This is a genomic window from Pedobacter sp. 22226 (assembly GCF_052045455.1).
Taxonomy (GTDB): Bacteria; Bacteroidota; Bacteroidia; order Sphingobacteriales; family Sphingobacteriaceae; genus Pedobacter; species Pedobacter jeongneungensis.
The window spans coordinates 1-25,579 of sequence record NZ_JBQEPB010000002.1 but is presented as its reverse complement, the minus strand read 5'-3'; the positions used below and the strand labels follow the sequence as shown (position 1 = coordinate 25,579).

Here is a 25,579-nt window from a genome sequence, read left to right as displayed (position 1 = left end):
TATCTTTATATAAATAAAAATTATATGGCTCAGATAACAATGAAGTACACGTTTAAGGACGAAAACAATAAAATTATTGAATCAATTTCGGATAGTGAAGCAATGGCCGCGATTACCCAATTCAATGGAGGAAATCCATTTGCGATGGGGCAAGAATTGAATCTTCTATTTGGCTATGATGTTAAGACTTATCAGTTAAGGAACTTTGAAACTTACTATTACAAAAACACAATGGCGCATGATGGGTACGATAACGGTAAAAACCATGACTTTAACAGTGAAACTATTTACTACTTATCAGAGCTTAGATAATGCCGGATATTATATCAACACCTCAGACCGAACAACAGGCAATAACACAGGCAATAGCTGAGCGCGAAAAGGCCAGAGAGGTCATTGAAAAGGTAAAGGAAAGCAGCCAAAACGATTATGAGAAGAATATAATCTACATAACCGCCGGCACCTTGGTACTATCCATGACGTTTATTGAAAAAATATCACCGCTAGCCACTGCATTGAATATTTGGATGGTCGTTACAAGCTGGTCATTCTTAGCAGCAAGTTTGGCTATTAACCTATTTTCCCATTGGTATAGCGCCTATCTCGCGACTAAATTACAGAAGCTTCTTAATAACCTCTCAATAACAGCTGCGCAAGTCAATCTCAAGATTGATAAGTTCAATGCACGTATGCAGGTTTTCAATATATGCACCTTTAGTTCAATGTTTTTCGGGATTTTATTCTTAGTTTTATATTGTTCAAAAAATGCATATCATATGAGTGAATTAGAAAACAAAAGCGGTCAACCTGCCCCGAAAAAAACAGACACAATCCAGAAAGGCAGAACCTTTTCGCCAGTTTCAGATTACCGACCATCGGTACCAACCGCTCAACAAACGACCCCTGCACCAGTTGCGACCCCAGCACCTACTGCTCAAACACCACCACCAAGCGACTCTAGCGGAAGCTAATCCCAATCACTAAATTGGATTTCAGTTGTGCTGAGGTTGACGCGTAAAACATCCAGCGCGTTATCTTCCGGCTCGTCATATGGTCTTTGGTAATGCTCGCAATGGCGAATTTTCTGCGTCTTCGCTCTCTCGCTGCGAGTGCATCAGTTGTTGGTTGTTTAATCATGTAATTGGACTTGAACTGGATAAACCGCAGTAGATTGACCCTGTCTCGCCAATAACAAAGATACTATAACACACTATTTTCAAGGCACTTACAAGTAATTAAAAATTGGTGCAAAGGAGTCAAATAAACTGGTTTGTGCATGAATATTCGATAATTTATGGTACACAGAAATGATTTCTTAGTTCTTCCATGAATTGATTTAGCTCTAAGAGACGCAAAATGGATAGGTAGGATCACAATTACTTGAATCCCTTAGCTGACAATTTTTCCCATAATTACTTGTGAGTTTTTTCATAACTTTTCTTTCTTCGGTATTGCCCTTCAATCTTATTTTTTAAAGTTTTTTCAAAATTAACAACTGCTTCACAATGCTCAAACAAGTTCGAACTTCCGCGGATTGACTCTACTGATTAAAAGCTCATCGAATGATGGGCTTTTTTTGTAGTAGGGATTTTTAACTAACCTCAAATATTCTTTATTAATTAAAATAGAAAATTCTATTGTCGACTAGCATAACCCTATGTGGTTAAATTCACACGCGGCACGCGTGCTAGCGAGGGTTAATCTAACATTTCATTTGGTTAAACAACTCGTTATTCTAATCAACTTCAAATGTTCTCCATTGACTTTGCTTTTGCTTTAATGTATGCGTCTTTCAATGGTGTAGTCCGAATAAACTGTTGTGTTTTAATATTCTCCCAGACGATAAGCTTATCACCAACTCTCGTTGTTGCACGTATATCGCCATCCTGCGATACAATAAAGCCTATGCTTCCAGGGTTATTAAAGCAATAAGCAAACATTGATTGATGACGGGTGCCAAAATGCTTAGGATTCTTTTCTATATACGGTTTACCTGTTGTGCTTGACGATACATATATTGAATCGGGCGGGGATAATCCCCTCACTATCACTCCAAAACCTTTTGTGTTTAATTGTCCATCTAACAGTATTAAACCGTCAACACAGCTATGCGATGAGACAAATCGAATACTTGCTTTAAGATCATTTTTAGCATTATCCTTAGCCCTTAAACAATTCTGATAGTTTATGAATAGCTCCATGTCTAAACTAAGATCACTATTATTAATTTGGCTAAGTAGATTTTCTTCCTTTAAGTTTTGCTGCACCAGATTCTTAATAGAACTCCCAATTCGCTTATATGATATCGCATATTTTATCTCAAGATTAGTTTCTCTATCGCTAATTAACAAAGCGCCTCCATGGTGGTAATTTTTAATTTGAATTAATAATCTTGAGATTGTATTTTGCCAAATGTTATCAAAAAATTCTTCCCAATCCTCCAAATTGGTACCTAAAAACCTATTAGTAAGATTTTGTAAAGCTTGGTCGCGAATCAATTTGGCGTCTTCTCTTAATAAGCTATAAATTATCCCAGACTTAAGTACATCAATGTACTTAGTCACCAAAATATCTTTGTTTAAAGAGGCAATTAACTTGTAATCTCTGAGAACTGAAATGGATCCTATATCAATTATAGATGCTTGAAATAAGCCTGGTTGAGTCGGTTTATCTTCCGACTCATAATTTAAAAAACTTTGAACATGCAAAGCTTGATCAATTAGTCCATGAATCCATAAATTTCCTTGTAAATCAAAATAAACCGCAAGTGTACTGCTCCAAGGATCTGCCGCTTTCGATAACTTAACCAAGTTTGCAATGTTAAATGCTATCTTATTATCAAATTTTACAAATCTCCATCTGTCACTCTTCAATTTATTAGGCTGGACCGCAATTGGGTTAAATAATGTAGTTGTGACCTTAATCAAATCTCCTTCTTCAGTATCTAAACTAGCGTAAAATAAAACTTCAAAAAAAGAATTTAAAACTTCAGCGGATGGACGAACATGTCTCCCAAAAGACATCGGTAGCGCGTCAAAAACATAATTACCTAAATCATTAGGCCTTGAGATATTTTCGATCATTATTAAGAGCTAAGAATTATTTAAAGATTTAATTGCAAATTACTTAAAACTTGATATGATTATGAATTTAATTTCAATATAACTTACTTTGGAAAGAATGTTGTAGATTAACATTTTAATATATATGGAATTTATTGTAACATCCTCAGAAATAAAGAATAACGAAGGCGCCAAATTGCTATTTGATAATTTTAAAAAAATTGCTTTTTCTAGGAAGGGGTGCTGTTATTATAAGTATCCTATAGCAGGTGGGCAAACGACAAATATACCCGATATTGTAATAGCGGATTTAGAATATGGATTATGTATTCTCGAATTTTATAGCCACGTTATGCTTAACGACATTACTGACATCACTGAAGATCAGTGGATGATGAAAGGACAGCAAGTCGATTCTCCAATTCTGAAACTTGAAGATTATGTTACAAGTCTAAAAGCAAAATATGATAAATATAGAATGCTCAGAGGCAAGGTGGTGGTGAACTATTATGTTGTGTTTCCATTAATTAAAAGAAGCGAGTTCTCGAAAAAATTCAATGAATATGACATTATTAGTAACTGTAAGTTTTCAGATGAAATGGAAGGAAGCTATGAGAGCTATTGGGAGGATAAATCAAACTTCTATGATAATGATATAATCGAATGCTTCATCTCAGTCACTCAGAATGCTGGTCGTCTGAATGATTTTACAAAAATTAATAAAGGCGTGACAGCAAGCAATATTGGCGAATCCATTAAATTAATTGATACGAAAATTGCCTACTTAGATAAAACTCAGCATGCTGCAGCAATTCAAATTCCAGACGGTCCCCAACGCATAAGGGGTATGGCTGGAACGGGAAAAACTATAATACTAACCATGAAAGCTGCTTTTCTCCACAGCATGTATCCAGAAGCTAAAATTCTTTACACTTTTAATACTCAGAGCCTCTATAATCAGATTAAAAATCTTATAACTAAATTTTACCGTGAGAACGAAGAAACTGATCCTAATTGGGATAATCTTTTAATAATGCATTCTTGGGGAGGAAAATCAAAACAAGGTGTATATTATCGAGCTTGTATAAACAATGCTGTTGAACCAAAAGCTTTTAGCTCTAGTTGCAATTTGAATGACGTTTGTTTAGATGCCCTACGGTTTCCAATGGCAGAGGAATATGATTTCGTGTTAATGGATGAAGCTCAAGATTTTTCACCATCATTTTACCAATTAATTTATCGCTTAACGAAATACCCTAAGCGCATTATCTTTGCATACGACGAATTACAATCTTTGAGTAAAATAGCAATTTCGGATACTGGAGACCTTTTTGGGCATAAGCCTGATGGAACGAATATTGTTGATTTTAGCGAAGGGACCTATGAAAATGGAATAGAGATGGATTTTGTCCTAAACAAATCGTATCGTAATCCACTCGAGGTACTTATGACTGCGCATGCAATTGGTTTGGGATTATACAATAAAGATGGATACATGCAGGTTATTGATAAAAGAGAAATCTGGGCGGGGATTGGCTATGAAGTGATTAGTGGAGATTTTACCCATGCAGGAGAAAAGATTATTATTGAAAGGCCAAAAGCAAATAGCGTTAGCCTCGCTGCAGAACTATATTCGGGAGAAAAAAAATCTATAGAGTGTAAAGTTTTCAATCAAAGGAAGGAGGAAATTAATTGGATTGCAGAATCTATATCAAATGATATAAAAAACGAGAAAGTAGAACATAACCAAATAATGGTGATTTCGTTGGACACCAAAAATATGCTATCCTTTTTTAGCCCTCTAAGTGAGGCTCTCCAACAAAGGGGCATTGCTAGCATAATACCAGGGGTAAATGTAGAAAAAGACAAATTTGGAGAGAAAGGGTATGTTACCCTTTCAACTGTCTATAAAGCTAAAGGGAATGAAGCCTTTATTGTATATGTAATGGCCTTCGATTATCTCTATAACTTTGTGGATTTTGTATCAGCAAGAAATACTGCTTTTACATCAATAAGTAGATCTAAGGGCTGGTGTCGAATTTCCGGAATTGGTGCTAAAATGCAGCGTGCAATTAACGAAATCAATTTAATACTAAAGGATGTTCCACGTTTTCAATTTTGCTTCCCAGATTCTGACAAAATAAGCCGTATGCTTAGCCAAGAAGAAAATGCAAGACGACTAATGGAAAGGAAACGGGGGTCGCAGGCGCTAAGTGATTTACTGGCCGTTGAGTCCGACGCAATGGATGATCTGACAGAAGATCAAAAAATTGCTATTCGCAAAAAATTAAACTTGTAGGCTCTCTTGCTAGCGCACGCATGCCGAGTGTAAAAATTCTATAAGCTCTTACAAAACACCTTTAAAAAATAAACAGATAGATCTGGCAACCTAGCTAAATTGCCCGATCTATCTCCTAAATAATTACTTTGAATCTCCAGGCCTATGTTTATGCGGTTTTAGATCCGGGTGCTTAGGTTTTGTCTCAGGCGTTACCCTGTGTCTTTTGTCCGGAGTACCGTCTGGCTTATTACGCTTAGGTCCAGGTTTAATTGCTGTAATTTTTTCCATAAAAGTATTTATATTAAGTAATTTACATTACTACAAATCTAAACCAGAGTTTTCTGGTATAATTACGGTTTCCCTTGCTTGCGCACGCGTGCCGCCTATGAAAATGTGTTTTTATCCATACGTAAGTTTAGTGCCCTTGTTAAACCAACATCTTAATTTTTCGAGAAAATTTAATGAGTCAAATACTGAATCGTAAAAGTTATCCATCCTATCGTTCTATTTACGATGACTTGCGCCAGTGAGGTTACTTCATGCTTTCCCTAACAGCTTCAAATAAGTAAAAATCTTGCCGCTATGTTCCGCTTCGTGATAGTTAGCGGCTTGTAGCGCCTCGATATGATTTTTCACTTTAAACCCGATGGGTAACTCAAAGGGCTCATAATTTACAAATATTCCGGATTCCAGATCTGATTCAAGTCTGTTCACGGTATCAATCAGTAAATGTTTCAGCTCATTCACATCCGGATGAATTTCCCAGGAACGTGGAGACGATCCGATTTTGAAGGATTCCATGAATGCTTTAGAGATATACATCGGTAATCCACTACGCATGTACACATGCCGCTGTTGAGAAGTGATACAATGACCTATTTGCCAGATGATATTATTGTTAAAACCTGCTGGAATTTTAAATAATATTTCGTTACTACTGGTTTCAACTAATTGCAATAGCCTGTTTCTGCTGGCCCTTAAAATTTCACATTCGAAATGTACATTATTCATTTATTTGGTTTAAGTCCTCAGGAACAGAAGGATGCGTCATGTTCTCTAAAATAACTTTTTCACATTAAAGTTCAAAATTTATCATTTAAATGCATAAGTAGCCAACATCACCGCATACTTAAACAATCAGATTTTTCAATACATCATTTCCGTTTCGAAAGATAAGAGCTTCTATTGAAACTTAACCTTATTGGGGCTTTGAAGAAACACCATTATTCACCGTGGTAGGTGCCATGCCAAACTTTTTCTTAAAGGAATGCGAGAAATGCGACAAGCTTTCGAAGCCCAAATCGAGGTAAATGGAAGAAGGTTTTTGATGTTTGGTTTCGATAAGGTGCTTTGCCTCATTCAGCCGTTTATCCTGCAGCCAATGACGGGGTGGCGCACCGAACGTTTTCAGGAAATCGCGTTTAAAACCTGCCAGGCTTCGGCCGGTTAGCTGCGCAAATTTTTCGACAGGCACATTGAAGTGAAAATTGCTCAGCATAAACTTTTCCAGGTCGATTTTATAAGGCTCTGAAAAGTCGAACAGAAAGTTACGCAGTGCCGGCATAGCCAGCAACAGCAATTTAATCCCTTCTTTCACTTTTAAAATGCCCATCTCGTCTGTCATGCTGGCGCCCGAACTCCGGGCATATGGAATAATCGACTGAAAATAGCCCTGCAAAAATTCATTTGACGGTATCAAAATATTCGGCGGACCAATATATTTCTGGTCCGCTTCGAGTTTTTCTTCCAGCACAATCTTGCGCAAAAGGTCTTCTTGCAGGGATATTACGATGGTTTCATAGTTTCCTCCCTGCAGTGGGGTTTTGGTGAGCGTACCCAGCTGGTTTTTGCCGATTAAGAGTACTTGTCCACCGGACATCGAAATGTTTTGTCCGGAGGTTTCCAGCACCAGCTGTCCCGAAACCTGCAGCACCAGGGTATGGTGGTTCCAGAAACACACTTTTTCTTTCCGCTCGGCAGAGAGGTAAGAATAAAAGATTACGCCGGGAAGGATTTCTGCAGGACTGATCATTTAGCGTTGTAAATAAGTGCCACCATGTATAGCACCTATTGCAAAAGTAGTATTTAAAGTGTTTATTTCTTCGGGCGTAAATACAATATCGAGTGCTTTCATATTTTCAGGCAAACGCGACCTGCGGCTCATGCTCACCAAAGGCATAATTTGATCGCCTTGTTCCTTTACCCAGGCAATGGCCACTTGTGTTGGTGTACAGCCTTTATTGTGGGCCAACTGCTTCAATACTTCTACTTTTTCGAGGTTGTGAACGAGATTTTCGCCCTGAAAGCGGGAGAAATGGCTATGATAATCATTTTCGGCAAGCGGAGCTTTCATTTCGCCGGTTAATAAGCCTTCAGCAGTATTGGCAAACGCTACCACGGCAATGCCCAATTCTTTTGTAACTGGTAAAAGATCAGTTTCTATCTGACGGTCGGCCAGAGAATAACCAATCTCCAGTGCACTGATGGGGTGAATGCTATTGGCCTGACGAAGCTGATCGGCCGTAATTTCAGAAACACCAATGTGGCGCACTTTACCTTCTTTAATCAGGTCGGCAACGGTTCCGATGATGTCTTCTACCGGTACGCTTCCATCCATGCGGCAGGGTTGGCAAAGGTCGATGATTTCGATTCCTAAACGGGTGAGCGAATAATTGATGAAATTTTTGATGGCAATGGGCCGAAGATCCAGTCCCAGCCATTGACCGTTATGGAAGATGGCACCAAACTTTACACTGATAAAGGCATCATCCCTCCTGCCCTTAATGGCTTTGCCAATAAGCATTTCGTTATGACCAGCGCCGTAGAAGTCGCCTGTATTTAAAAAATTAATGCCGCTATCTAAAGCTTCGTTAATGGTAGCAATGCTTTCCGTTTCATCGGGTGTAGGACCGCCCCAAACAGACGACATGCGCATACAGCCTAAACCAAGTTTAGATACGAGCGGACCATTTTGGCCCAGCTGAATTTTTGTGATGTTTTTCATAATTCAAAGATCAGCAATCCAAACACTCATCACTTTCTTCTACGGCTCAAATATTTTGTCTGTACGGCTCAAAATTGCTCTACTTCAAAAAGCCTTCCAGATAACCTAATATGGTTTTGGTTTGCATCATCAGGCTTACATGGCCTTGCGCAGGCACAATGGCCAGTTGCGATTTTGGCATCGCACCCATATCGGCAAATACAGCACCGCCCAGTAACTGGTAAGTTTTAATCAGCTCTGTTTTATCCAGGCCATCGTTGTCGCCGGCAATGAGCAATACCGGAGAAGTAATTTTCGCAATACTGGCATCCCCCATGTCGAACGGTACCTTAATAAAATTAATCATCTTTGTTAAAAAAGGGGTCCATTTTGTTTTGTCGGGCGCTATTGCATTGTAAGCTGTTTTCATTGGCGTGTTCTCTAAAAATTCAGGTTTCATTCCTTTAAACGCATCGCTTACGGCAGGCATCCAGCCACTGGTTTTATAGGTAGAAGAAATAATCACTAATTTTTTTACCCGCTTTGGGCTTTGTACAATCAGTTGATAAGCTACTGAGCCACCCATGCTATAGCCGGCAACATCAGCACTGTCTATTTTTAAATGATTCATTACCGCTTCTACATCACTTGCCAGGGTGGTCAGTTCTAATTTCCGGTCAGAATACGGTGAGTGTCCGTGTCCCTGCAGTTCAATGGCAATTACTTTTCTTGTTTTGGCTAGTTCGGGGATTAATTGCCCCCAGTTGGTTTCAATGGTCATAAAAGCACCATGCAGTAATACAAGCGGTTTACCTTCACCATATACTTCGTAATAAATTTTAGTCCCCTTAACAGGTGCGTAACCACTCCCGGCAGGTTTAACCTGTTGCCCTTTTGATTGAGCGGCTGCAAACACCATGATTATAATAACCAGTATTGATTTAAGGAAATTTCCTGTTTTGAATAAATTTTTCATAAGGCGATTTAGTTTTTTGATTTATTGACGATACAAATATGGCGTTCATTTCAGGTTTTAAGACGGCGTAAAAACGACAACTTTAGCGGCGAATTGCGACATTGTGGATGTGCCTTAAAAAACTGGAGGAGTTTGCCTTGACGCTCTGAAAATGAGATCAGCCTGTTCAAATCAATAAACACCATTTCGGTTTTTAGTAAATCTGGTTATTGCATATATTTGAATTTCGAGAAACCATTATTTTTAAACCCGGACAAATGACCCAAAAAGAATTAGCGCAATTAACAGATGAAGAATTACTGCAGGAAGCTAAAAAAATGAAATCAGCAAAGATTATGAACGCTGCACTGATAGGATTTCTGATTGGAATTATATTTTATAGTGTGATGAAAAGCAGTTTCGGATTTTTAACACTTATTCCTTTATTTTTTGCCTACAAGCTGATTAATAACTCAAAGTACAATAACCAGGAATTGGAAAATCTTTTAAAGGAAAGGAATTTGAGATAAAATAATACTATGGAATCCAATATTACAATCATCAACAAAAACGAAGGGGAGTTACTAGGTATAGCCGGCGGTAATTATCGGATCATTATCTCTGGCGAGCAGACCAATGGTAATTATGCCGTTATCGAAATGACGGTTCCGCCCGGAGGTGGTCCACCACCACATGCCCATCCTGATACACAGGAAATGTTCCATGTACTGGAAGGAGAAGTTGAATTTAAAACAGAAGCGGGTAAACAAACCGTGGCTAAAGATGGCTTTGTAAATATCCCTCTGGGTGGAGCGATCCATTGTTTTAAGAATACTTCCGAAAAAAATGCACGATTACTCTGTACGGTAGTGCCGGCAGGCCTCGAAAAGCTTTTTCAGGAAATAGGCTCGCCGGTTCTTCCAGGCGCAATGCCTGCAGTGCCCGGGTTAACGGAGCAACGAAAGGCATTTTTAAAAGAGATGGACCTGAAATATAATCAAAAAACATATCCTCCTGATTTTTTGGGATAATCCTCCTATCATGCCGCCATTTAATATGTTACACCAGGAATACGAAGCGCCCGAAGCCCTTCGGGATACCATAAAGTGTTTTTGGTATAATAAAAGAACATCAGGCGAAGGGTTATCCGGTTACGAGGTGATTCCCGATGGTTACGCAGAGATTATCTTTTATTTCGGGAATATTTCCGTGGAACAGGGCGAAAACCTGCAGGCTTTACCATCTCCCTTTATGATGGGGCTGCTCAACCAGCCGGTTCATTTTTATACCAGGGGCGATTTGGAAATCATCGGGATCAGGTGTTTCCCATGGACAGTTTTTGATTTACTCGGTTTGCCCCCTGATAGAGCTGGCGTACAGGTTTTTGAACATCCGATGGCGCAACTTCAAAATGGTTTAAGCAGGTTGTTGAGCGCCGGCCGGATAGAAGAAGCGGTTGCAGAGGTAAAACAATATTTCCTTGATGCACGTTTAGGGGTTGCTGCCGATAGCATGTTGCATAAAGCAGGCATGGCGATGCAGAAAGCAAAAGGCAATCTTACGGTAAGCCAGGTTGCCGAAGCGGCCCATGCCACGTTGCGTACCCTGGAAAGAAACTTTAAACAATCATCTGGTTATACCGTTAAAGATGTATCGGGCCTGATGCGATTTGAACAGGTACGTAACCGCTTATGGACTGAGCCTGATGTTAACCTGACCGGGTTAGCTCATGAAATGGGTTATACTGATCAGCCGCACCTGAGCAGGGAATTTAAACGATACAGTGGCACCAGCCCCGCAGCATTTGCCCGCAACGCTAAAAAAGGCAAACAAGCCGCCGCCAATGATGTACTTGCTTTTGCCAAAAAAAATGCAAAATAAAAAGACTTGTTTCGTAAAAGATCATGCTATTCCTTATTAATTCTGATTCTTGATACATCTCTAAAATCAACATCTGTTTTATAACAAAGGCTTTCAAAATTATTGATATTTCTACCTGCACCACCAATCAACAATCAAAACTTCCTGATGGATTGACCGGCAGAACGTTCGAAGCAGAAAATTTCCAAATGTTTACCGCAAAAGGAGTGATGCCAGACGCTGTAGTAAACACCTGGATGGATATCTGGAAACGTGATGGCTAAAGCGAGGATTATTGAACTCTTATACGATTGTCGTGTTTATACAAGCCTGATTTGGTTTCATTGCTGAATTTTGTGCTATAATCATTTCAATTATGGATACAACAATTAACAGCGGAAATTCCGCACATAATAATTCCGGTTACGATGTCATCATCTCCGGCGCTGGGCCTGTGGGTTTATTACTTGCCTGCGAACTGGCCTTAGCCAAATGTTCAGTGCTTATTCTCGAAAAGGCAACTGATCCGCATTCTCCCTTAAAACAGTTACCTTTCGGCATACGTGGACTCTCAGCTCCTACTATCGAAGCACTTTACCGTCGTGGTTTGTTCGGGCAACTCGAAATACACAAACAGCTTAAAAATCCACATCAACATCAAAACCATAAACAGGGTGCCCAAAGGCAGGCTGGTCATTTTGCAGGTATTCCGTTTCTTCAAGGCAATATCGATACCTCACAGTGGAAATATCGATTACCCGGCTCTACCGAAACCAGCCTGATTTCTGAAATGGCTGAGCTGGAAACGATACTTTCGCGCCGGGCCGATGCCCTGAGTGTTATCATCAAGCGCGGGCTTGCCATTACCCACTTCGATCAAAATGCTGATGGAGTGATCGTTCGCGCTGGTGATCAATCTTTTACCGGCAAATGGCTTGTGGGCTGCGATGGTGCGCGTAGCGTGGTGCGCAAAACCGGTGGTTTCGAATTCGCCGGAACAGAGCCCGAATTTACCGGCTACACTGCTAAAGTAGATATTTTAGATCCCGAAAAACTCCGCCCGGGCCGTAATGTAACTGAAAGGGGCATGTATTTGCAGTCGCAGCCTGGTTATATGGCCATACAGGATTTTGATGGTGGTGCTTTTCATGGTTCAGAACAGCCCATTACGCCCGAACATCTACAAGAGGTGCTGCGTCGTGTTTCAGGAACTGATGTAACCCTTACTGCCCTGCATACCGCTACCACCTGGACCGACCGTGCGAGGCAGGCTACCACTTACCGCAAAGGACGTGTATTTCTAGCAGGCGATGCGGCACACATCCATGCGCCTTTGGGCGGACAAGGCTTAAACCTGGGCCTGGGCGATGCCATGAACCTGGGCTGGAAACTTGCCGCAACCATTAAAAATATTGCTCCTGAAAGTTTACTGGATAGTTATGATACCGAAAGGCACCCAATTGGCGAAAAAGTGCTCGACTGGTCGCGGGCACAGGTAGAAATTATGAAACCTACTCCACAAGCCAAAGCATTACATGCCATTGTAAGCGATTTAATGAATACCCGCGATGGCGCCACTTACATGGCAGAAAGGGTTTGGGGCATTTCTACACATTACGATCTGGGCGATCAGCATGCTTTAGTTGGTTATAGCACACCTAATTTCGAATTTGAAAACGGCAGCACCATTGGCGATTTGATGCACGATGGCAAAGGAATACTTCTTGATTTTGGGAATAACGAAAAAATGAAAAAGCTTACCGCTCAGTATGATTTGTTAAAGTACGTTGCCGGAAATGTAACAGACCGTTTAGGTTTGAATGCATTATTAATTCGCCCTGACGGGATTGTTGCATGGGTTGCTGATGATGGTGTAAATTATCCTGGGCTTGCAGAAGCAATAGAGAAATGGTTTATTTTGGATATCAAAGTGCATTAAAAACTATTTTTTTCGATATTTGAGTAATGACGAAATCTGACAACTCAAAATACAGTATCTGCATTGGTGCCATAAAGACAAATACAATACAGCCTTATGATTTTAAGTGGAGCAAATTCCATGATACGAACGTTGCCTTTTATGAATTGTACCCTAACATTTTAATTGAAGTTGATGAAGCCTAGTTGATTATCTGTTCAACTGTGATAGATGAACATAATTTTAGCATACTAACCACTAGGAAACTGATTACGAATGAAAATGGAGAATTTAATTTAGGACATACGGAAGCTGCAACACACCTATCTTTTGGTCACTTCAAAGATGTTAAATCATTTACATCTGGGATTATTCAGTTAAAAAACGGAATTGACATCAAGTACTTCATTGAAACAGGAAAAGCATCAATGATAATGATCCAAGGTGTAAAAACCCTAATTAGGACGCAAGAAATGACCAATCAAAATTTAGAGAATGTGACCATAATCTGGGATAAAAAAACGAAAAATAAATTTTTATCACTCTCCAAACCCTCCCCCCATACTTAAACTATAAAATACCCTACAATGAATGGCATCACTTATATTGAAAGCTTTATTCACAATCCAGATGAATTATTCGAACTTTTAACTTCAACTGTAAACTGGGACAGTAGAATGACTGCACGCAAAACCGCAAGTTTCGGGAAGGCTTATAATTATTCTCAGATCGACTATCCCTATCAGGATTTTTTACCGGAACTTGCTGCCATCAATAAAGAACTAAAAAGTACAATTGGTTTTGAGCCAAACAACTGTTTAATTAATTACTATCTAGATGGAAAATCGAAAATGGGTTATCATTCAGATCAAACTGATATTTTAGCAGATGGTACAGGTGTTGCGATTGTATCGATTGGAGAAACAAGAACTCTAAAATTTAGAAATATTGAAAATCCAGAGCAGTTTATAAGTTATGAATTAGCCACAGGTAGTTTGGTTTATATGACACAGGAAATTCAAGCCCTTTGGCAGCATGCTATACCAAAATCAGATACTGAAAACGGCAGGATTAGTTTAACTTTCAGACAAATCAAATAAGTAAACAAACTTGCACTGCATTATCCTAGTATTAACTTTTTAATTGCGTATTATGTAAAAATCAGGTGAGCTAAGATGTCTAAGGTGGTCAAAAATTATGCTTTTTAATTAACCAACTTAATCACCTAAAGAGCATCTAAGTTGTTAAAGCAGTCTTTTTGCAGCAGCGCATTCTATGTAACCATGTAAGAAATATAAGAACATGTAAGCTATGCCCCTTAAATGCCTCATATGGTAAATAAATTATCAGTTTTAAATCATTGCTTCATCGTTCCTCCTTGTAATAACGACCTTTCGTGGAAGTGATAACTGCTAAGCGTTCAACCCGCCATCAATGGTTAAAAACGAACCGGTAATGTATTTAGCTTCATCACCTGCAATAAAGTTTACAAAAGCTGCAATATCTTCTACCGTACCGTATTCCGGCAAAGCCATACGCGTTCTTAAAAAATCGGCCAAAGGTGCATCTGCCGGGTTCATATCCGTATTGGTTGGTCCGGGCTGAACCAGGTTTACTGTAATTTTACGTGCACCCAAATCACGGGCTAAACCACGGGTAAAACCCTGCAATGCCGATTTACTCATGGTGTAAAGTGTAGTTTCAGGTCCAAGCGCATTATCGCCCATATTACTGCCAATGGTAATAATCCTCCCCCCTTCAGGCATTCCTTTTACCGCAGCTAAAGCCGCAACAAAAACCGCCTGAACGTTAATGGCCATAATGTTGTTATAATCTTCGAGCGTGTGTTCTTCAAAAGCCTTTCCGATGTAAATCCCTGCGTTATTGATCAAGATGTCAATGCGACCAAAATCAGCAATGGTTTTGGCTACCACAGCAGTAACTTCGGCAGGTACTGCACTGTTGGCTTGTAAAGCAAGGGCTGTACCACCCGCTGCTTCAATATCGGCTACAACGGCCTGCGCCTTTTCTGGTGAGCTGGCGTAAGTAAATATAACTTTTGCACCTTCGGCGGCAAGTTTTTTCACAATTGCGGCACCTATGCCCCTGCTTCCACCGGTTACCAGGACTATTTTATCTGTTAATTTTTTCATATGATTTCTAAATTTTCTGCTAAATTAAAACAGATACTGTACATTTGGGAGTAAGCAACAAATTGTTAGGTACTAACAAAAAAGTTAGAAATGAGAAAAGAAACCTCAACCAATGCATTGAACGAAAAAAAGATGATCGACACCTGCGGCATGTCTTCATCACTTGCGGTAATTGGCGGAAGATGGAAGCCAGCCATATTGTGCCGCCTGTCTTACGGCACCATGCGCTATGGCGAACTTAAAAAGGATATTGAAGGCATATCCGAACGCATGCTGGTGGCACAATTAAGAGAGTTGGAAAAAGATCAGATTATTACGCGCATGGTTTTTCCCGAAGTACCGCCGAGGGTAGAATATCAGTTAACCGATTTGGGCCGCACCATGAAAACCATGCTCAACACCATGTCTGATTGGGGAAACATGTATCGCAACCACATTAATAAAAATCAGAATGAACTGGCTGAAACAACTATAGATTAGTTTGGTTAATTAATAACCGGACTCAGATAAAGCATTGCATTTTACTACCTTTAACATTAGCCTGCAAATAAATACCGGGACTTTGATGGCTTAATTATACTTATGAACAGAGATCAAACAGACTTTTTGCAGGGCGGAGGAGAAATGGGCAGCCTGATCAGGGCATACAACTGGGCAGACAGTCCCATAGGAGATCCTGAACAATGGGATGCTGCATTAAAGTCGATGGTGAGTATGATGCTTAGCACACATTTCCCTATCCTGATTTGCTGGGGAACAGAATATATACAGCTCTACAACGATGCTTTCAGACCGATAAACGGCACAAATAAACATCCGCAGGCCTTAGGTGGAAGCGCTAAAGATACTTATGCCGAAATATGGGATACTATTGGCCCCATGTTTAAAAAAGTAAGAACGGGCGAAACTTATGGCTTTCCCAACTTTATGGTTCCCCTAAACCGCAACGGTTACATTGAGCAGTGCTACTTCGATTTTTCTTATAGTCCTGTTAAAAGCAGTAAAGGAATTGCCGAAGGTGTTCTGGTAATCTGCAAAGAAACAACCACACAGGTTAAGGCCATTAACAGCATCAGCGAGGCCAAGGCAGAACTTGATTTCGCCATCGAAGCGGCAGAACTGGGCACCTGGGACCTCAATCCGCTAACACAAAAGTTTATTGGTAACGACAGGCTTAAATCGTGGTTTGGATTAACTGCTGATTCCGAAATCGACCTTTCTAAAGCTACTGATGTTATTGCAGAAGAAGACCGCCAGCGGGTGCTCGATGCCATTGAAAAAGCCATGGATTACGAATCCGGAGGATATTACTCGATCGAATACCACATCATAAACCCGAATAACGATCAGGTGAGGCTGGTAAGGGCCAAAGGAAAAGCCCTTTTTAACGAAAACAAACAGGTAACCCGCTTTAGCGGCACTTTACAGGATATTACCGGAGAACATACTGCATTATCTGAAGCAAAGGATAGTAACCACCGTTTAGCACTGGCCCTCGAACAGGCACGGCTCTCTAAAATGACGGCAAAGATGGGTACATTTGATATGGACCTCAAGCTTGGCACCTTAGAATGGGATGAGCGCTGCCGGGTACTTTTTGGCATTAGCCACCACAATACCGTTTCTTACGAAAACGATTTCTTGCCAGGTCTTCATCCCGACGATCGCGAGCGCGTAAGTAATTACATCAAAGATGTGTACAACAAAGAGAAAACCAATGGCGATTATGACATCGAATACCGCACGGTAGGTGCAGAAGACGGGCAGGTTAGGTGGGTAAAAGCACAGGGAAAGGCCTATTTTGATGCCGAAGCCAAACCAACCCGTTTTATTGGTTCGGTATTGGATATTACGGAACAGAAACATGATGAACTGAGGAAAAATGATTTTATTGGCATGGTGAGCCACGAGCTTAAAACGCCACTAACCTCTCTTAAAGCTTACATGCAACTGTTACCGCTTAAAATACATGATGTTGGTGTGGCCAAAACAATTATTACCAAGGTAGAAAGCCAGATCAGGAAAATGTCTACACTCATTAACGGTTTTCTGGATGTTTCGCGTTTAGAATCAGGTAAAATTTCGCTCGAGATGAGCCGATTTTTCCTTTCCGGTCTTATTGACGAAATGATCGCAGATTTTGAAATGTTAATGGCCACCCATCAGATTATCCACCATCCCTGCCCCGCTTTCGAAGTTAAGGCAGACAGGGATAAACTGGGCTCGGTAATTACCAACCTGATTGGCAATGCCATTAAATATTCGCCATCTGGCAGCAAAATTGAAATCAGTTGTGAAAAAGAAGGCAACATGGCAACTGTAAAGATCAAAGATGAAGGGATAGGCATAAAAAAGGAAGATACCCAAAGACTTTTTGAACGCTTTTTCAGGGCCGATAACAAAAATACCAAAACCATCTCGGGCTTTGGCATAGGCCTGTATCTTAGTGCCGAAATTGTAAAAAGGCACCATGGCACAATCAAGGTAGATAGCAGCCCCAATCAGGGTTCTACGTTTATTTTTTCTATTCCGGCAGGGTAACAAAATAAACCATGTTTCTTTTGATTTGGAAAGCAGAAACGGTAGTTAATTTTAATGTTCGTCCTGCTTTTTGCTTGTAGTCCCGGTTAGAAAAAAACCGGGAGCTACCGCTGCAATCAGGTTTAAACACCTGAGTTTCTACTGCTATTGAGGGTTTAAAGGCATAATGTCTATAATAGTTTCCTTCTGCATTTTGCAACCCTAAATATTTCCACAATACCTTGCCACCTAAACCCCTGCCTTCAGCAGGCAGGCGATCAAAGCGGGATGCCCCGATTTTACATCGGAGCAGAAGCGGGAGCGGGACTACTTTATCCTAAAAGCTTCTGTTTTTGATTTCCTCAAAAAAAACATCAAGCGTAAAGCCATTCTGTTTACGGTTTTTGGCTACAACATCAACTGATTTGGCTAAATCTCTCTGCCACAAGCCCCCGATATTTGTTTCATCAAAAAATTAAATAACTGTTTAAATAAAAATTTAATCATGCGTGTATTTGTAACAGGAGCCACAGGTTTTGTCGGTTCTGCAATCGTTAAAGAATTAATTAACCACGGCCATCAGGTTTTAGGTTTGGCCCGCTCAGATGCCTCGGCCGATGCATTAATTGCGGCTGGTGCAGAGGTACATCGCGGCGACCTTACCGATTTAGATAGCCTGCGCAGTGGTGCAGCAGCAGCTGATGGCGTAATCCATACAGGTTTTATTCACGATTTTACCCGTTATAAAGAAATGTGCGGGGTAGATAAACTTGCCATTGAAGCGATTGGGGCTGAGTTGGCTGGCTCCGACCGTCCTTTTATTGTAACATCGGGCACGGCGCTGGTAAGTCCGGGAAAATTAGCAACTGAGGCGATTATTCCCGCTGCAGGAGCTTCCGTACACCCACGTGTATCAGAACAAACGGCCGACGCTGTTGCTGCGCTTGGTGTACGTTCGGCAGTGGTACGTTTATCGCCATCAGTTCATGGTGAAGGAGATTACGGCTTTGTACCCATGCTGATTAACATTGCCCGCGAAAAAGGGGTTTCGGCTTACATTGGCGAAGGCCTTAACTGCTGGACAGCGGTACACCGTTTAGATGCAGCCGTACTTTACAGGTTGGCTTTAGAAAATGCGACGCCCCGTGCCAGGTATCATGGTGTAGCCGAAGAAGCGATTACCTTTAAAACCATCGCTGAAACCATTGGTAAACAGCTCGATATCCCGGTAGTATCCGTACCTGCAACAGAAGCAGCAGAACATTTTGGATGGCTTAGCGGCTTTGCAAGCATGGATTGCCCCGCATCGAACAAGATTACCCGCAAAAGTCTAAACTGGCAGCCAACTCAGGCAGGTTTAATTCCAGATATGGAAAAGGGACATTATTTTAGTTAGGACGTAAAAGGGATAATGGAATAAGTCCGAAAGTCGGGTGTCAGAGGTCAGAAGATAAGGTGATAAGATAAATGGTATTAATTTTTACCTGCACCCTGCTCTTTACCCTCTGCGCCTTTACTTTAATAAGCGCTGTAATTAAAAACCGCGGGAAATAGATGAAACTAAATCTGTTTTAATCTGTGTAAATCTGTGGTTTAAAAAATCAGCTACTTTTCACTACCGCAGCAGTAACCATTAGTTGCCCAACATGGCGCATGGTATGTTCTGCTGCGTGGAAGAGCAGGCCAATAACTGTTGAAGGAAGTTTAGCACGGCCAACTCCCCTAAAATCAGGCAAGGTGTTTATATCTGTATTTTTTAATTGTTGTAAAGCAAGATCAACCTGGTGATTAAAACGGCCTACCAGATCGGCTACGGTATATCCTTCAGCACTATCGGAACCCTCTTCTGCCAGTTGCGAAAACTGAAATTCGGATAATCCTTCGGCCCTGGCATAAGTAAATACCCTGTCGAGCACGCCACTTAAATGCTGAAGATGAAAACCTGTAGATGCCATCCCTGCAGGGCGTTCCCAAAGTAATGCTGACGGAAATCCATCCATGTACTCATTAATTTCTTCCCTCGCCTGCAAAAGTGCATGCGCAACCGGTTGTAATAACGGGTCGATACCGGGCAACGCCCCTCTTTGCCAAACTTCTGGTTTTTGCGACATATTAGCTACCGGTCTTAAATATAAGAGATCGTTACAATCACAATCCAGATCAGGCTAAATATACCGCCAAAATAAACCATGGGCATATTCTGCTTAAGGTTTTTCTTTACAAAGGCGGCATAAATGATCCAGCCGAAAAAGGCAATGGAATATAACGGAACTGTAAATAATAACATAGTATTAAAGATTGGTAATCAAAGATAATTAAATAGTCCGAAAGTCGGAAGACCGGGGTCCGGTGATAAGTAGCATAAGCAAAATCCATCTATTATTGCCATGCACCCTGCTCCGTACTCTCTGCAATTTTCCTTCACGTTTTTTGCGGTTACAAATAGTCCCATAGTCAGAAGGCCGGCGCCCACTCATTTTCTTACCGTTTTGGTAATCCTTTCAGTATAAAAGAGCTAAAAAATGGCAATAACAATATCCAGAACAGGATAACAGGTGGTGGATAATTAAATATTTTCTTACATTAGTTAAAACTATATCCCTTAAGTTGAGTTGAAATAATAGATACCAATGAAAAATAAGTATGGAAAAAAGGGAAACAAAAACACAATTAATTAACGAAATTACCACTACCGGACTACAAACCGCTGCCAAAAAACTAGGTGCTTCTGCAACCAAAAAACAGATTAGAAAAGGCGTTTCTAAAAACCTCAGTTTAATTGATCAGTTACTGCGCATTGCTTTAATTAAAAGTAAAGATCCTTCTAAACGGACGCAAAGAAATATGGAATTTATTGGCCTTGGTGTTATTGCGGCACACTCCTTTTACAAAGGCTTGAAAAAGAAAAAGCGCCTGTGGATTTTTGAAGGCGTGTTTTTAACGGCAGCACTTGGAGGCGTACTTTTGGCTACCCAGCTTAAAGCGGCGAAACAACAGATCAGATAACATTAATGATAAATCGTCATTTCTACCGGAATTGCTGGACTGAAATGGCGACTTATCATTGAATGAACCGACAAGCCGATATTGCGCACCGGGTTTCGTTCACCGATGCGACCTCTTAACTGGGCATAGTGCCACAATCTTTATCACTCATCAGAAAACAGATTCAGGAGAATTTAGCTGTAAATTTTAATTTATTTAGTAAATCATCAACAATACAAAACTTTATCGCGCTTTTGGTGTTAAAATTTATTGCTAATCACTTAATGGGTAAGGAATTTTGTACTATGGGAAAAAAAATATGTTTATTGGAGGATGATGAGGGAATACGTGAGATTATCGAAATGATATTGACCGATGAACAATATGAAGTATATGGTTTCTCCAACGTGAAGGACTTTATGGCCTTTGAAGATAAAGGATCGCAGGATTTATATTTACTTGACGTGAGGCTTCCGGACGGCAATGGTTTAACCGTTTGCGATGACCTGAAAAGCAACGAAGCCACCAAACGCATACCAATTATGATGATGAGTGCCCATGCAGGACTAAATGAAATGCGGCGCGACTGTAAAGCAGAAGATTTTATTGCAAAACCTTTTGACATTTTCGACCTGCTTAAAAAAGTCGATAATCAGTTAAGTAAAAGTAACTAATTACACACTTGATCATTTCATACCCAGTTAAAGTTCTTGGCATTGTGCTAACCAGCTAATCTATAGCTTAATTCTGCTTCAGTCATAATAAATTTTAGCATTTTATTATGACACTTTTTCCTCTGAAAATTGTTCAGTTTGTATATCCCACAGGGCAACGTGTGTTTAATCAATATTATTAAAAACAAAAAATGGATTTACAATTAAAGCATAAAACAGCATTTATAAGCGGCTCTACCGCAGGGATTGGATTCGCAATTGCCGAAAGTTTGTTAAAAGAAGGTGTTAAAGTAATTATCAACGGCCGATCGCAAAGCAGTGTAAATGAGGCCCTGAAAGCTTTGGAAGGTATTGCAGGAAGCGGAGCCGTTTCGGGCATAGCCGCTGATTTCTCAAAGGCTGAAGAAGTAAGCAAGCTCATTGCACAACTCCCTGAAATAGACATCCTGGTTAATAATGCCGGTATTTTTGAGCCAAAAGCTTTTGAAGAAATCAGTGATGAAGACTGGTTCAGATTTTTTGAAGTAAACGTAATGAGCGGCATCCGGTTATCACGCGAATTGTTCCCGAAAATGTTAAAGAAAAACTGGGGCCGGATTATTTTTATTTCGAGCGAATCTGCTGTATTTATTCCCGACGAAATGATTCACTATGGCATGACTAAAACAGCACAACTGGCGATTAGCCGTGGCCTGGCCGAACTAAGCAAGGGAACTGAAGTAACCGTTAATTCAATTTTGCCCGGTCCTACCAAATCTAAAGGTGTGGGTACTTTTATTGAAGATTTAGCTAAAAAAGGAAATATCACAGTAGGAGAGGTAGAAACCGATTTCTTTAAACATATGCGCCCTACCTCATTATTACAGCGCTTTTTAGATGTAAGTGAGATTGCAAATGCGGTAACGTTTTATGCAAGCCCTTTAGCTTCCGGAACCAATGGCGCAGCCATCAGGGTAGAGGGAGGATTGGTACGGTCGATACTATAAAGGTATTGTCATTCTGAACGGAGTGAAGAATCTTTATGTTATTGCTCAAATCCTTCAACAGGCTCAGGATGACAAACTATTATAATAGTCTGGTCGTCATTTCGACTGGAGCACAGCGAAATGGAGAAATCTTTTAACATAGTTTAAAGATTTCTCCACTGCGGTCGAAATGACGATCCGACTATACCTGTATCACAAATAACTGACCAATGGGAATGATAATTGTTCGAATTATTTTCCGTGTTTTCAGGGCATCCGTGGCTAAAAAATAATCGCCATACCTTCAGCTACAGTACCATTCATAACTGTCTAAGATAGTATCACCAGATCAATATCCTTCATGGCCAGGTTTTTCAACAGTCCGTTAAAAACGGCAGTACGCAAAATCACCTGAAAAATATTAAGATGGGGTTTACCGATACATATCGTAGTAATTTCCTTTTCGGAAGCAATATCAATTATGGTTTTGGTAATGGCGTTGCTTTTTATTTTAATTACTTCGGCACCCAGTTCGGTAGCCAGTTTAAAATGATTGATCAGGTGCCGTTGTTTATCCAGTTTAATGCGTTCCATGCTTTCACTATCACTCTGCACATAAAGCACCATCCAAGGCGACCGGTAATAGGAAGCCAGCCTTGCCGTTTTTCGGATTACTACACCAGCGGTTTCAGCATTGGACGAGATACAGGCTAAAAAACGTTCGGGACGGAGTTTAATCGATTTTGGGATTTCGGTCTGGATTTTCCGCTCCACCTGGTGTACCACTTCTTTTAGGGCCAGCTCTCGCAGCTGAAGGATTTTATCCGACTGGAAAAAGTTGCCCAACGCCCTTTCGATTTTCGACTGATCGTAAATTTTACCTTCCTTTAACCGGGTAACCAGTTCATCGGCAGTAAGATCGATGTTTACAATTTCATCTGCAAGTTCAAGAATTTTATCAGGGATTCGTTCGGTAACTGCAACACCTGTAATCTGTTCAATTTCTTCGTTTATACTTTCTAAATGCTGAATATTTACCGCCGAAATTACGCTGATACCGGCTTCGAGCAGATCGAAAACATCCTGCCAGCGTTTACTGTTTTTGCTACCTTCGGCATTGGTATGGGCAAGTTCATCAACAATTACAATTTCGGGATGGCGGTTCAGAATTGCTTTGAGGTCCATTTCTTCAATTTCCTTACCACGGTAAAAAATTTTCCTCCTGGGGATTAACGGCAAACCCGCAACAAGCGCCTCTGTTTCTACCCTTTTATGGGTTTCAACATAACCAATGCAAACCTCTACCCCATTGCGCAACAATGCATGCGATTCCTGGAGCATCCGATAGGTTTTGCCCACACCTGCACTCATACCGATGTAGATTTTCAGTTTTCCGCGCCTGGATTTCTTTACCAGATCCAAAAAGTGCCTTACCGATTCTTCTTTTTGTTCTTCTTCCATGATATTACCAGCTAACGCTCATGATTCCGTTTTCGATCAATATAGTAATTGCAATAATCACCACCAGCATAAACAATACCATCATAAATCTAAAGGAAATCTTATTAAAAAGCAGTGTAAAGTATTTTTCTGTGGCATAACTTTTCTTGTCGGCAGTTGTCCGTTTTCTTTTTAACGAGCTTAATTTTCTCATCATTAACATGCCGAGAAATGCTAAAAAGAAGCTGAATAAGATTTCTATGTAGGGATGCATTGTTTTATTTTATTTATTTTTTCAATGTTCTTCATCTCGACTGAAGCAAAGTGAAATGCCCGCCTGCTTCGGGCAGGGAGAGATCTATGAAACAAATACTTCATAGATTTCTTCACTTCGGTCGAAATGACGAACCGGATATTAAAACGACACCGCAATACTTGCTGTTAAACTTGCATTGGCATTAACCGCAGCGTCTTCGCGGGCAAATATTTTGTCTTTACTATCATAAGCTTTTCCTTCCAGCCTGATTACCGCATTGCTTATCGGCGAGTAATCGACGTTTAACGAATAACCTTTGGTTTTGAAACCCTGTGGCGTTCCGGTGGCGATAAAAATTCCGTTTTTGTCCTCATAATATTCAAATCGTCCGGCAACAGCCCATTTTGGTGCAAATTTGTATTGGGCAATGGCTACAGGAGAAATGACTTCGTTTTTATCACTGCTGCCTTTTTGTTTTTGCTGGGTTCCGTAATCAAAACCAAGCGTTACGCCAAACTTATCGGTAAGCTGAAAAATACCATAAACATTGTGGTAAAACCTATTTACCCTAACCGAATCAGCACCTTCTGTACCCAGATAATTGCTATAATTTACAGTGATTTTATCGGTAGGTTTCCAGGTGAATTGTAGTCCGCCGGCAGGTTTATCATTCCCATCCTGACGGGTAATGCGTTGCCACCCATTCAGGTACAGGGCGGTAGCTGTAAATTTGCCATCTTTGGTACCATAAGTAATTTTTGCTCCTGATTCGTAATAAGGGGTATTTTCTGAAGAGATATTTCTTGTAAGCACCCAGCAATCTTTTGAAACTGCACTTTCGAAACCAATGTGCGAAGAAAATATACCGGCATCAATCCACAGGTTTTCTGTTTTAGATAATTTCACCCCTGCATTGGCCTCAAAGATGTTTTTCAACACACCAGGTTCGGCAGCGAGATTGGCGTTGGCATAAGTTCCGGCCATTACCGCTAAGTTGGCCCTGATCATTCCACTATCGTAAGCAGCCTTGATAAAACCATGGTTCAGGTTTACCTCATTTGCGCGGTTATGCGAATAAATAAAACCAGGGCGGTTATGATCGGCAGGTTTATTAAAATCGTATCCGTAATAAGCTTCAAGGTATCCGCTTACTTTAATTTTTGGTTCATCCTGCGCTTTAGCTAATAATCCGGTTGTAAGTGTAGCGGCAAGTAATAATAGTTTTTTCATTTTATCTGATTGTTTTGTATTAGGCAAAGCCTAAGGCCCAGACTTGTTGGTACCAGGCCTTAAAGCATTGCAGTTGTTATTATTTTGGGAAATTGTTTTTTGTTAATGCTCCACCGCGGTCGTCATCCCGACTGGAACGCAATGATCTATGAAATCTACTCCTCAGATCTCTCCACTACGGTCGTATTCTAGGTTTACCACAATTGCAAATTTATTTTAAGAAAAACTCCAAATAAAGAGTTTTTCTTATCTTTTATGACGCTCTCCTATAATTCTCGACATACATTTCTCCTCTTT

At 40.4% G+C, this 25,579-nt stretch carries 26 protein-coding genes; 15 read left to right on the top strand and 11 right to left on the bottom strand.

Annotation, left to right across the window (positions count from 1 at the left end; translation table 11 throughout):
* Positions 1-24: 24 nt before the first annotated feature.
* Together ACTJKC_RS03525 and ACTJKC_RS03520 are read left to right on the top strand one after the other, a co-directional pair.
* Positions 25-312 carry a hypothetical protein gene (locus ACTJKC_RS03525; protein WP_056095429.1) on the top strand — a complete coding sequence of 96 codons (288 nt, stop codon included), beginning with the start codon at positions 25-27 and terminating at the stop codon, positions 310-312.
* The gene (locus tag ACTJKC_RS03520) at positions 312-971 is read left to right on the top strand and encodes a hypothetical protein (RefSeq protein ID WP_440790351.1); all 660 of its coding nucleotides are present in this window, start codon (positions 312-314) and stop codon (positions 969-971) included. Before ACTJKC_RS03525 ends, ACTJKC_RS03520 begins: the two co-directional genes overlap by 1 nt.
* Positions 972-1,745: 774 nt before the next feature.
* Here ACTJKC_RS03520 and ACTJKC_RS03515 read toward each other — a convergent pair.
* Positions 1,746-3,083, bottom strand: coding sequence for a putative sensor domain DACNV-containing protein (locus ACTJKC_RS03515; RefSeq protein ID WP_440790349.1), 1,338 nt, complete (start codon positions 3,081-3,083; stop codon positions 1,746-1,748).
* A gap of 124 nt (positions 3,084-3,207) precedes the next feature.
* Here ACTJKC_RS03515 and ACTJKC_RS03510 point away from each other — a divergent pair, with 124 nt between their 5' ends.
* Entirely contained in the window at positions 3,208-5,361 is a 2,154-nt protein-coding gene (locus ACTJKC_RS03510; RefSeq protein ID WP_440790347.1) for a DEAD/DEAH box helicase, read from the top strand.
* 519 nt (positions 5,362-5,880) lie between these two features.
* Here ACTJKC_RS03510 and ACTJKC_RS03505 read toward each other — a convergent pair.
* The 4 genes from ACTJKC_RS03505 to ACTJKC_RS03490 form a co-directional block, all read right to left on the bottom strand.
* Positions 5,881-6,354 carry a DinB family protein gene (locus ACTJKC_RS03505; RefSeq protein WP_440790345.1) on the bottom strand — a complete coding sequence of 158 codons (474 nt, stop codon included), beginning with the start codon at positions 6,352-6,354 and terminating at the stop codon, positions 5,881-5,883.
* A gap of 187 nt (positions 6,355-6,541) precedes the next feature.
* Complete coding sequence (locus tag ACTJKC_RS03500; RefSeq protein WP_440790343.1) at positions 6,542-7,375, bottom strand: helix-turn-helix domain-containing protein; 834 nt, start codon at positions 7,373-7,375, stop codon at positions 6,542-6,544.
* On the bottom strand, positions 7,376-8,347 hold the full coding sequence (locus ACTJKC_RS03495; protein ID WP_440790341.1) for an aldo/keto reductase: 972 nt from the start codon (positions 8,345-8,347) through the stop codon (positions 7,376-7,378).
* Positions 8,348-8,426: 79 nt separating this feature from the next.
* Positions 8,427-9,302: an alpha/beta fold hydrolase gene (locus tag ACTJKC_RS03490; RefSeq protein ID WP_440790339.1), complete on the bottom strand. Its 876-nt coding sequence runs from the start codon at positions 9,300-9,302 to the stop codon at positions 8,427-8,429.
* Positions 9,303-9,559: 257 nt separating this feature from the next.
* On the opposite strand from ACTJKC_RS03490, the gene ACTJKC_RS03485 reads away from it, so the two are divergent.
* From ACTJKC_RS03485 to ACTJKC_RS03460, 6 genes are all read left to right on the top strand, one after another.
* Positions 9,560-9,811 carry a hypothetical protein gene (locus tag ACTJKC_RS03485; RefSeq protein WP_440790337.1) on the top strand — a complete coding sequence of 84 codons (252 nt, stop codon included), beginning with the start codon at positions 9,560-9,562 and terminating at the stop codon, positions 9,809-9,811.
* Positions 9,812-9,820: 9 nt separating this feature from the next.
* Entirely contained in the window at positions 9,821-10,312 is a 492-nt protein-coding gene (locus tag ACTJKC_RS03480; RefSeq protein WP_440790335.1) for a cupin domain-containing protein, read from the top strand.
* A 10-nt stretch (positions 10,313-10,322) separates the two neighbouring features.
* Positions 10,323-11,162, top strand: coding sequence for a helix-turn-helix domain-containing protein (locus ACTJKC_RS03475; RefSeq protein ID WP_440790333.1), 840 nt, complete (start codon positions 10,323-10,325; stop codon positions 11,160-11,162).
* Between the two features lie 355 nt (positions 11,163-11,517).
* Positions 11,518-13,080, top strand: coding sequence for an FAD-dependent monooxygenase (locus tag ACTJKC_RS03470; protein WP_440790331.1), 1,563 nt, complete (start codon positions 11,518-11,520; stop codon positions 13,078-13,080).
* A gap of 203 nt (positions 13,081-13,283) precedes the next feature.
* A complete protein-coding gene (locus ACTJKC_RS03465; RefSeq protein ID WP_440790329.1) occupies positions 13,284-13,628 on the top strand; it encodes a hypothetical protein in 345 nt (114 codons plus the stop codon).
* A gap of 18 nt (positions 13,629-13,646) precedes the next feature.
* On the top strand, positions 13,647-14,159 hold the full coding sequence (locus ACTJKC_RS03460) for an alpha-ketoglutarate-dependent dioxygenase AlkB (protein WP_440790327.1): 513 nt from the start codon (positions 13,647-13,649) through the stop codon (positions 14,157-14,159).
* Positions 14,160-14,471: 312 nt separating this feature from the next.
* On the opposite strand, the gene ACTJKC_RS03455 is transcribed toward ACTJKC_RS03460, so the two are convergent.
* On the bottom strand, positions 14,472-15,212 hold the full coding sequence (locus ACTJKC_RS03455) for an SDR family NAD(P)-dependent oxidoreductase (RefSeq protein ID WP_440790325.1): 741 nt from the start codon (positions 15,210-15,212) through the stop codon (positions 14,472-14,474).
* A gap of 90 nt (positions 15,213-15,302) precedes the next feature.
* Between ACTJKC_RS03455 and ACTJKC_RS03450 the strand changes: the two genes are divergently transcribed.
* The 3 genes from ACTJKC_RS03450 to ACTJKC_RS03440 all read left to right on the top strand — a co-directional run bounded on the left by ACTJKC_RS03450 (position 15,303) and on the right by ACTJKC_RS03440 (position 19,128).
* On the top strand, positions 15,303-15,692 hold the full coding sequence (locus ACTJKC_RS03450) for a winged helix-turn-helix transcriptional regulator (RefSeq protein ID WP_344848075.1): 390 nt from the start codon (positions 15,303-15,305) through the stop codon (positions 15,690-15,692).
* A 102-nt stretch (positions 15,693-15,794) separates the two neighbouring features.
* Positions 15,795-17,753: a PAS domain-containing sensor histidine kinase gene (locus ACTJKC_RS03445; protein WP_440790322.1), complete on the top strand. Its 1,959-nt coding sequence runs from the start codon at positions 15,795-15,797 to the stop codon at positions 17,751-17,753.
* Between the two features lie 484 nt (positions 17,754-18,237).
* Positions 18,238-19,128 (top strand): SDR family oxidoreductase, encoded by an 891-nt coding sequence (locus ACTJKC_RS03440; RefSeq protein ID WP_440790320.1) that lies wholly within the window; start codon positions 18,238-18,240, stop codon positions 19,126-19,128.
* Between the two features lie 205 nt (positions 19,129-19,333).
* On the opposite strand, the gene ACTJKC_RS03435 is transcribed toward ACTJKC_RS03440, so the two are convergent.
* Both ACTJKC_RS03435 and ACTJKC_RS03430 read right to left on the bottom strand, forming a co-directional pair.
* A complete protein-coding gene (locus ACTJKC_RS03435) occupies positions 19,334-19,843 on the bottom strand; it encodes a DinB family protein (RefSeq protein ID WP_440790318.1) in 510 nt (169 codons plus the stop codon).
* 14 nt (positions 19,844-19,857) lie between these two features.
* Entirely contained in the window at positions 19,858-20,019 is a 162-nt protein-coding gene (locus ACTJKC_RS03430; RefSeq protein WP_440790316.1) for a hypothetical protein, read from the bottom strand.
* A 356-nt stretch (positions 20,020-20,375) separates the two neighbouring features.
* Here ACTJKC_RS03430 and ACTJKC_RS03425 point away from each other — a divergent pair, with 356 nt between their 5' ends.
* From ACTJKC_RS03425 to ACTJKC_RS03415, 3 genes are all read left to right on the top strand, one after another.
* A complete protein-coding gene (locus ACTJKC_RS03425; RefSeq protein ID WP_344848063.1) occupies positions 20,376-20,738 on the top strand; it encodes a hypothetical protein in 363 nt (120 codons plus the stop codon).
* A 128-nt stretch (positions 20,739-20,866) separates the two neighbouring features.
* Entirely contained in the window at positions 20,867-21,391 is a 525-nt protein-coding gene (locus ACTJKC_RS03420; RefSeq protein WP_344848060.1) for a response regulator, read from the top strand.
* 191 nt (positions 21,392-21,582) lie between these two features.
* Positions 21,583-22,377, top strand: coding sequence for an SDR family NAD(P)-dependent oxidoreductase (locus tag ACTJKC_RS03415; protein WP_440790313.1), 795 nt, complete (start codon positions 21,583-21,585; stop codon positions 22,375-22,377).
* A 309-nt stretch (positions 22,378-22,686) separates the two neighbouring features.
* Here the strand turns inward: ACTJKC_RS03415 and ACTJKC_RS03410 are convergent, their stop codons facing one another.
* The 3 genes from ACTJKC_RS03410 to ACTJKC_RS03400 form a co-directional block, all read right to left on the bottom strand.
* The gene (locus ACTJKC_RS03410; protein WP_440790311.1) at positions 22,687-23,817 is read right to left on the bottom strand and encodes a sensor protein KdpD; all 1,131 of its coding nucleotides are present in this window, start codon (positions 23,815-23,817) and stop codon (positions 22,687-22,689) included.
* Between the two features lie 4 nt (positions 23,818-23,821).
* Positions 23,822-24,070: a hypothetical protein gene (locus ACTJKC_RS03405; protein WP_440790309.1), complete on the bottom strand. Its 249-nt coding sequence runs from the start codon at positions 24,068-24,070 to the stop codon at positions 23,822-23,824.
* A 141-nt stretch (positions 24,071-24,211) separates the two neighbouring features.
* Positions 24,212-25,282, bottom strand: a complete 1,071-nt coding sequence (locus ACTJKC_RS03400) for a porin (protein WP_440790307.1) — start codon at positions 25,280-25,282, stop codon at positions 24,212-24,214.
* Between the last annotated feature and the right edge of the window lie 297 nt (positions 25,283-25,579).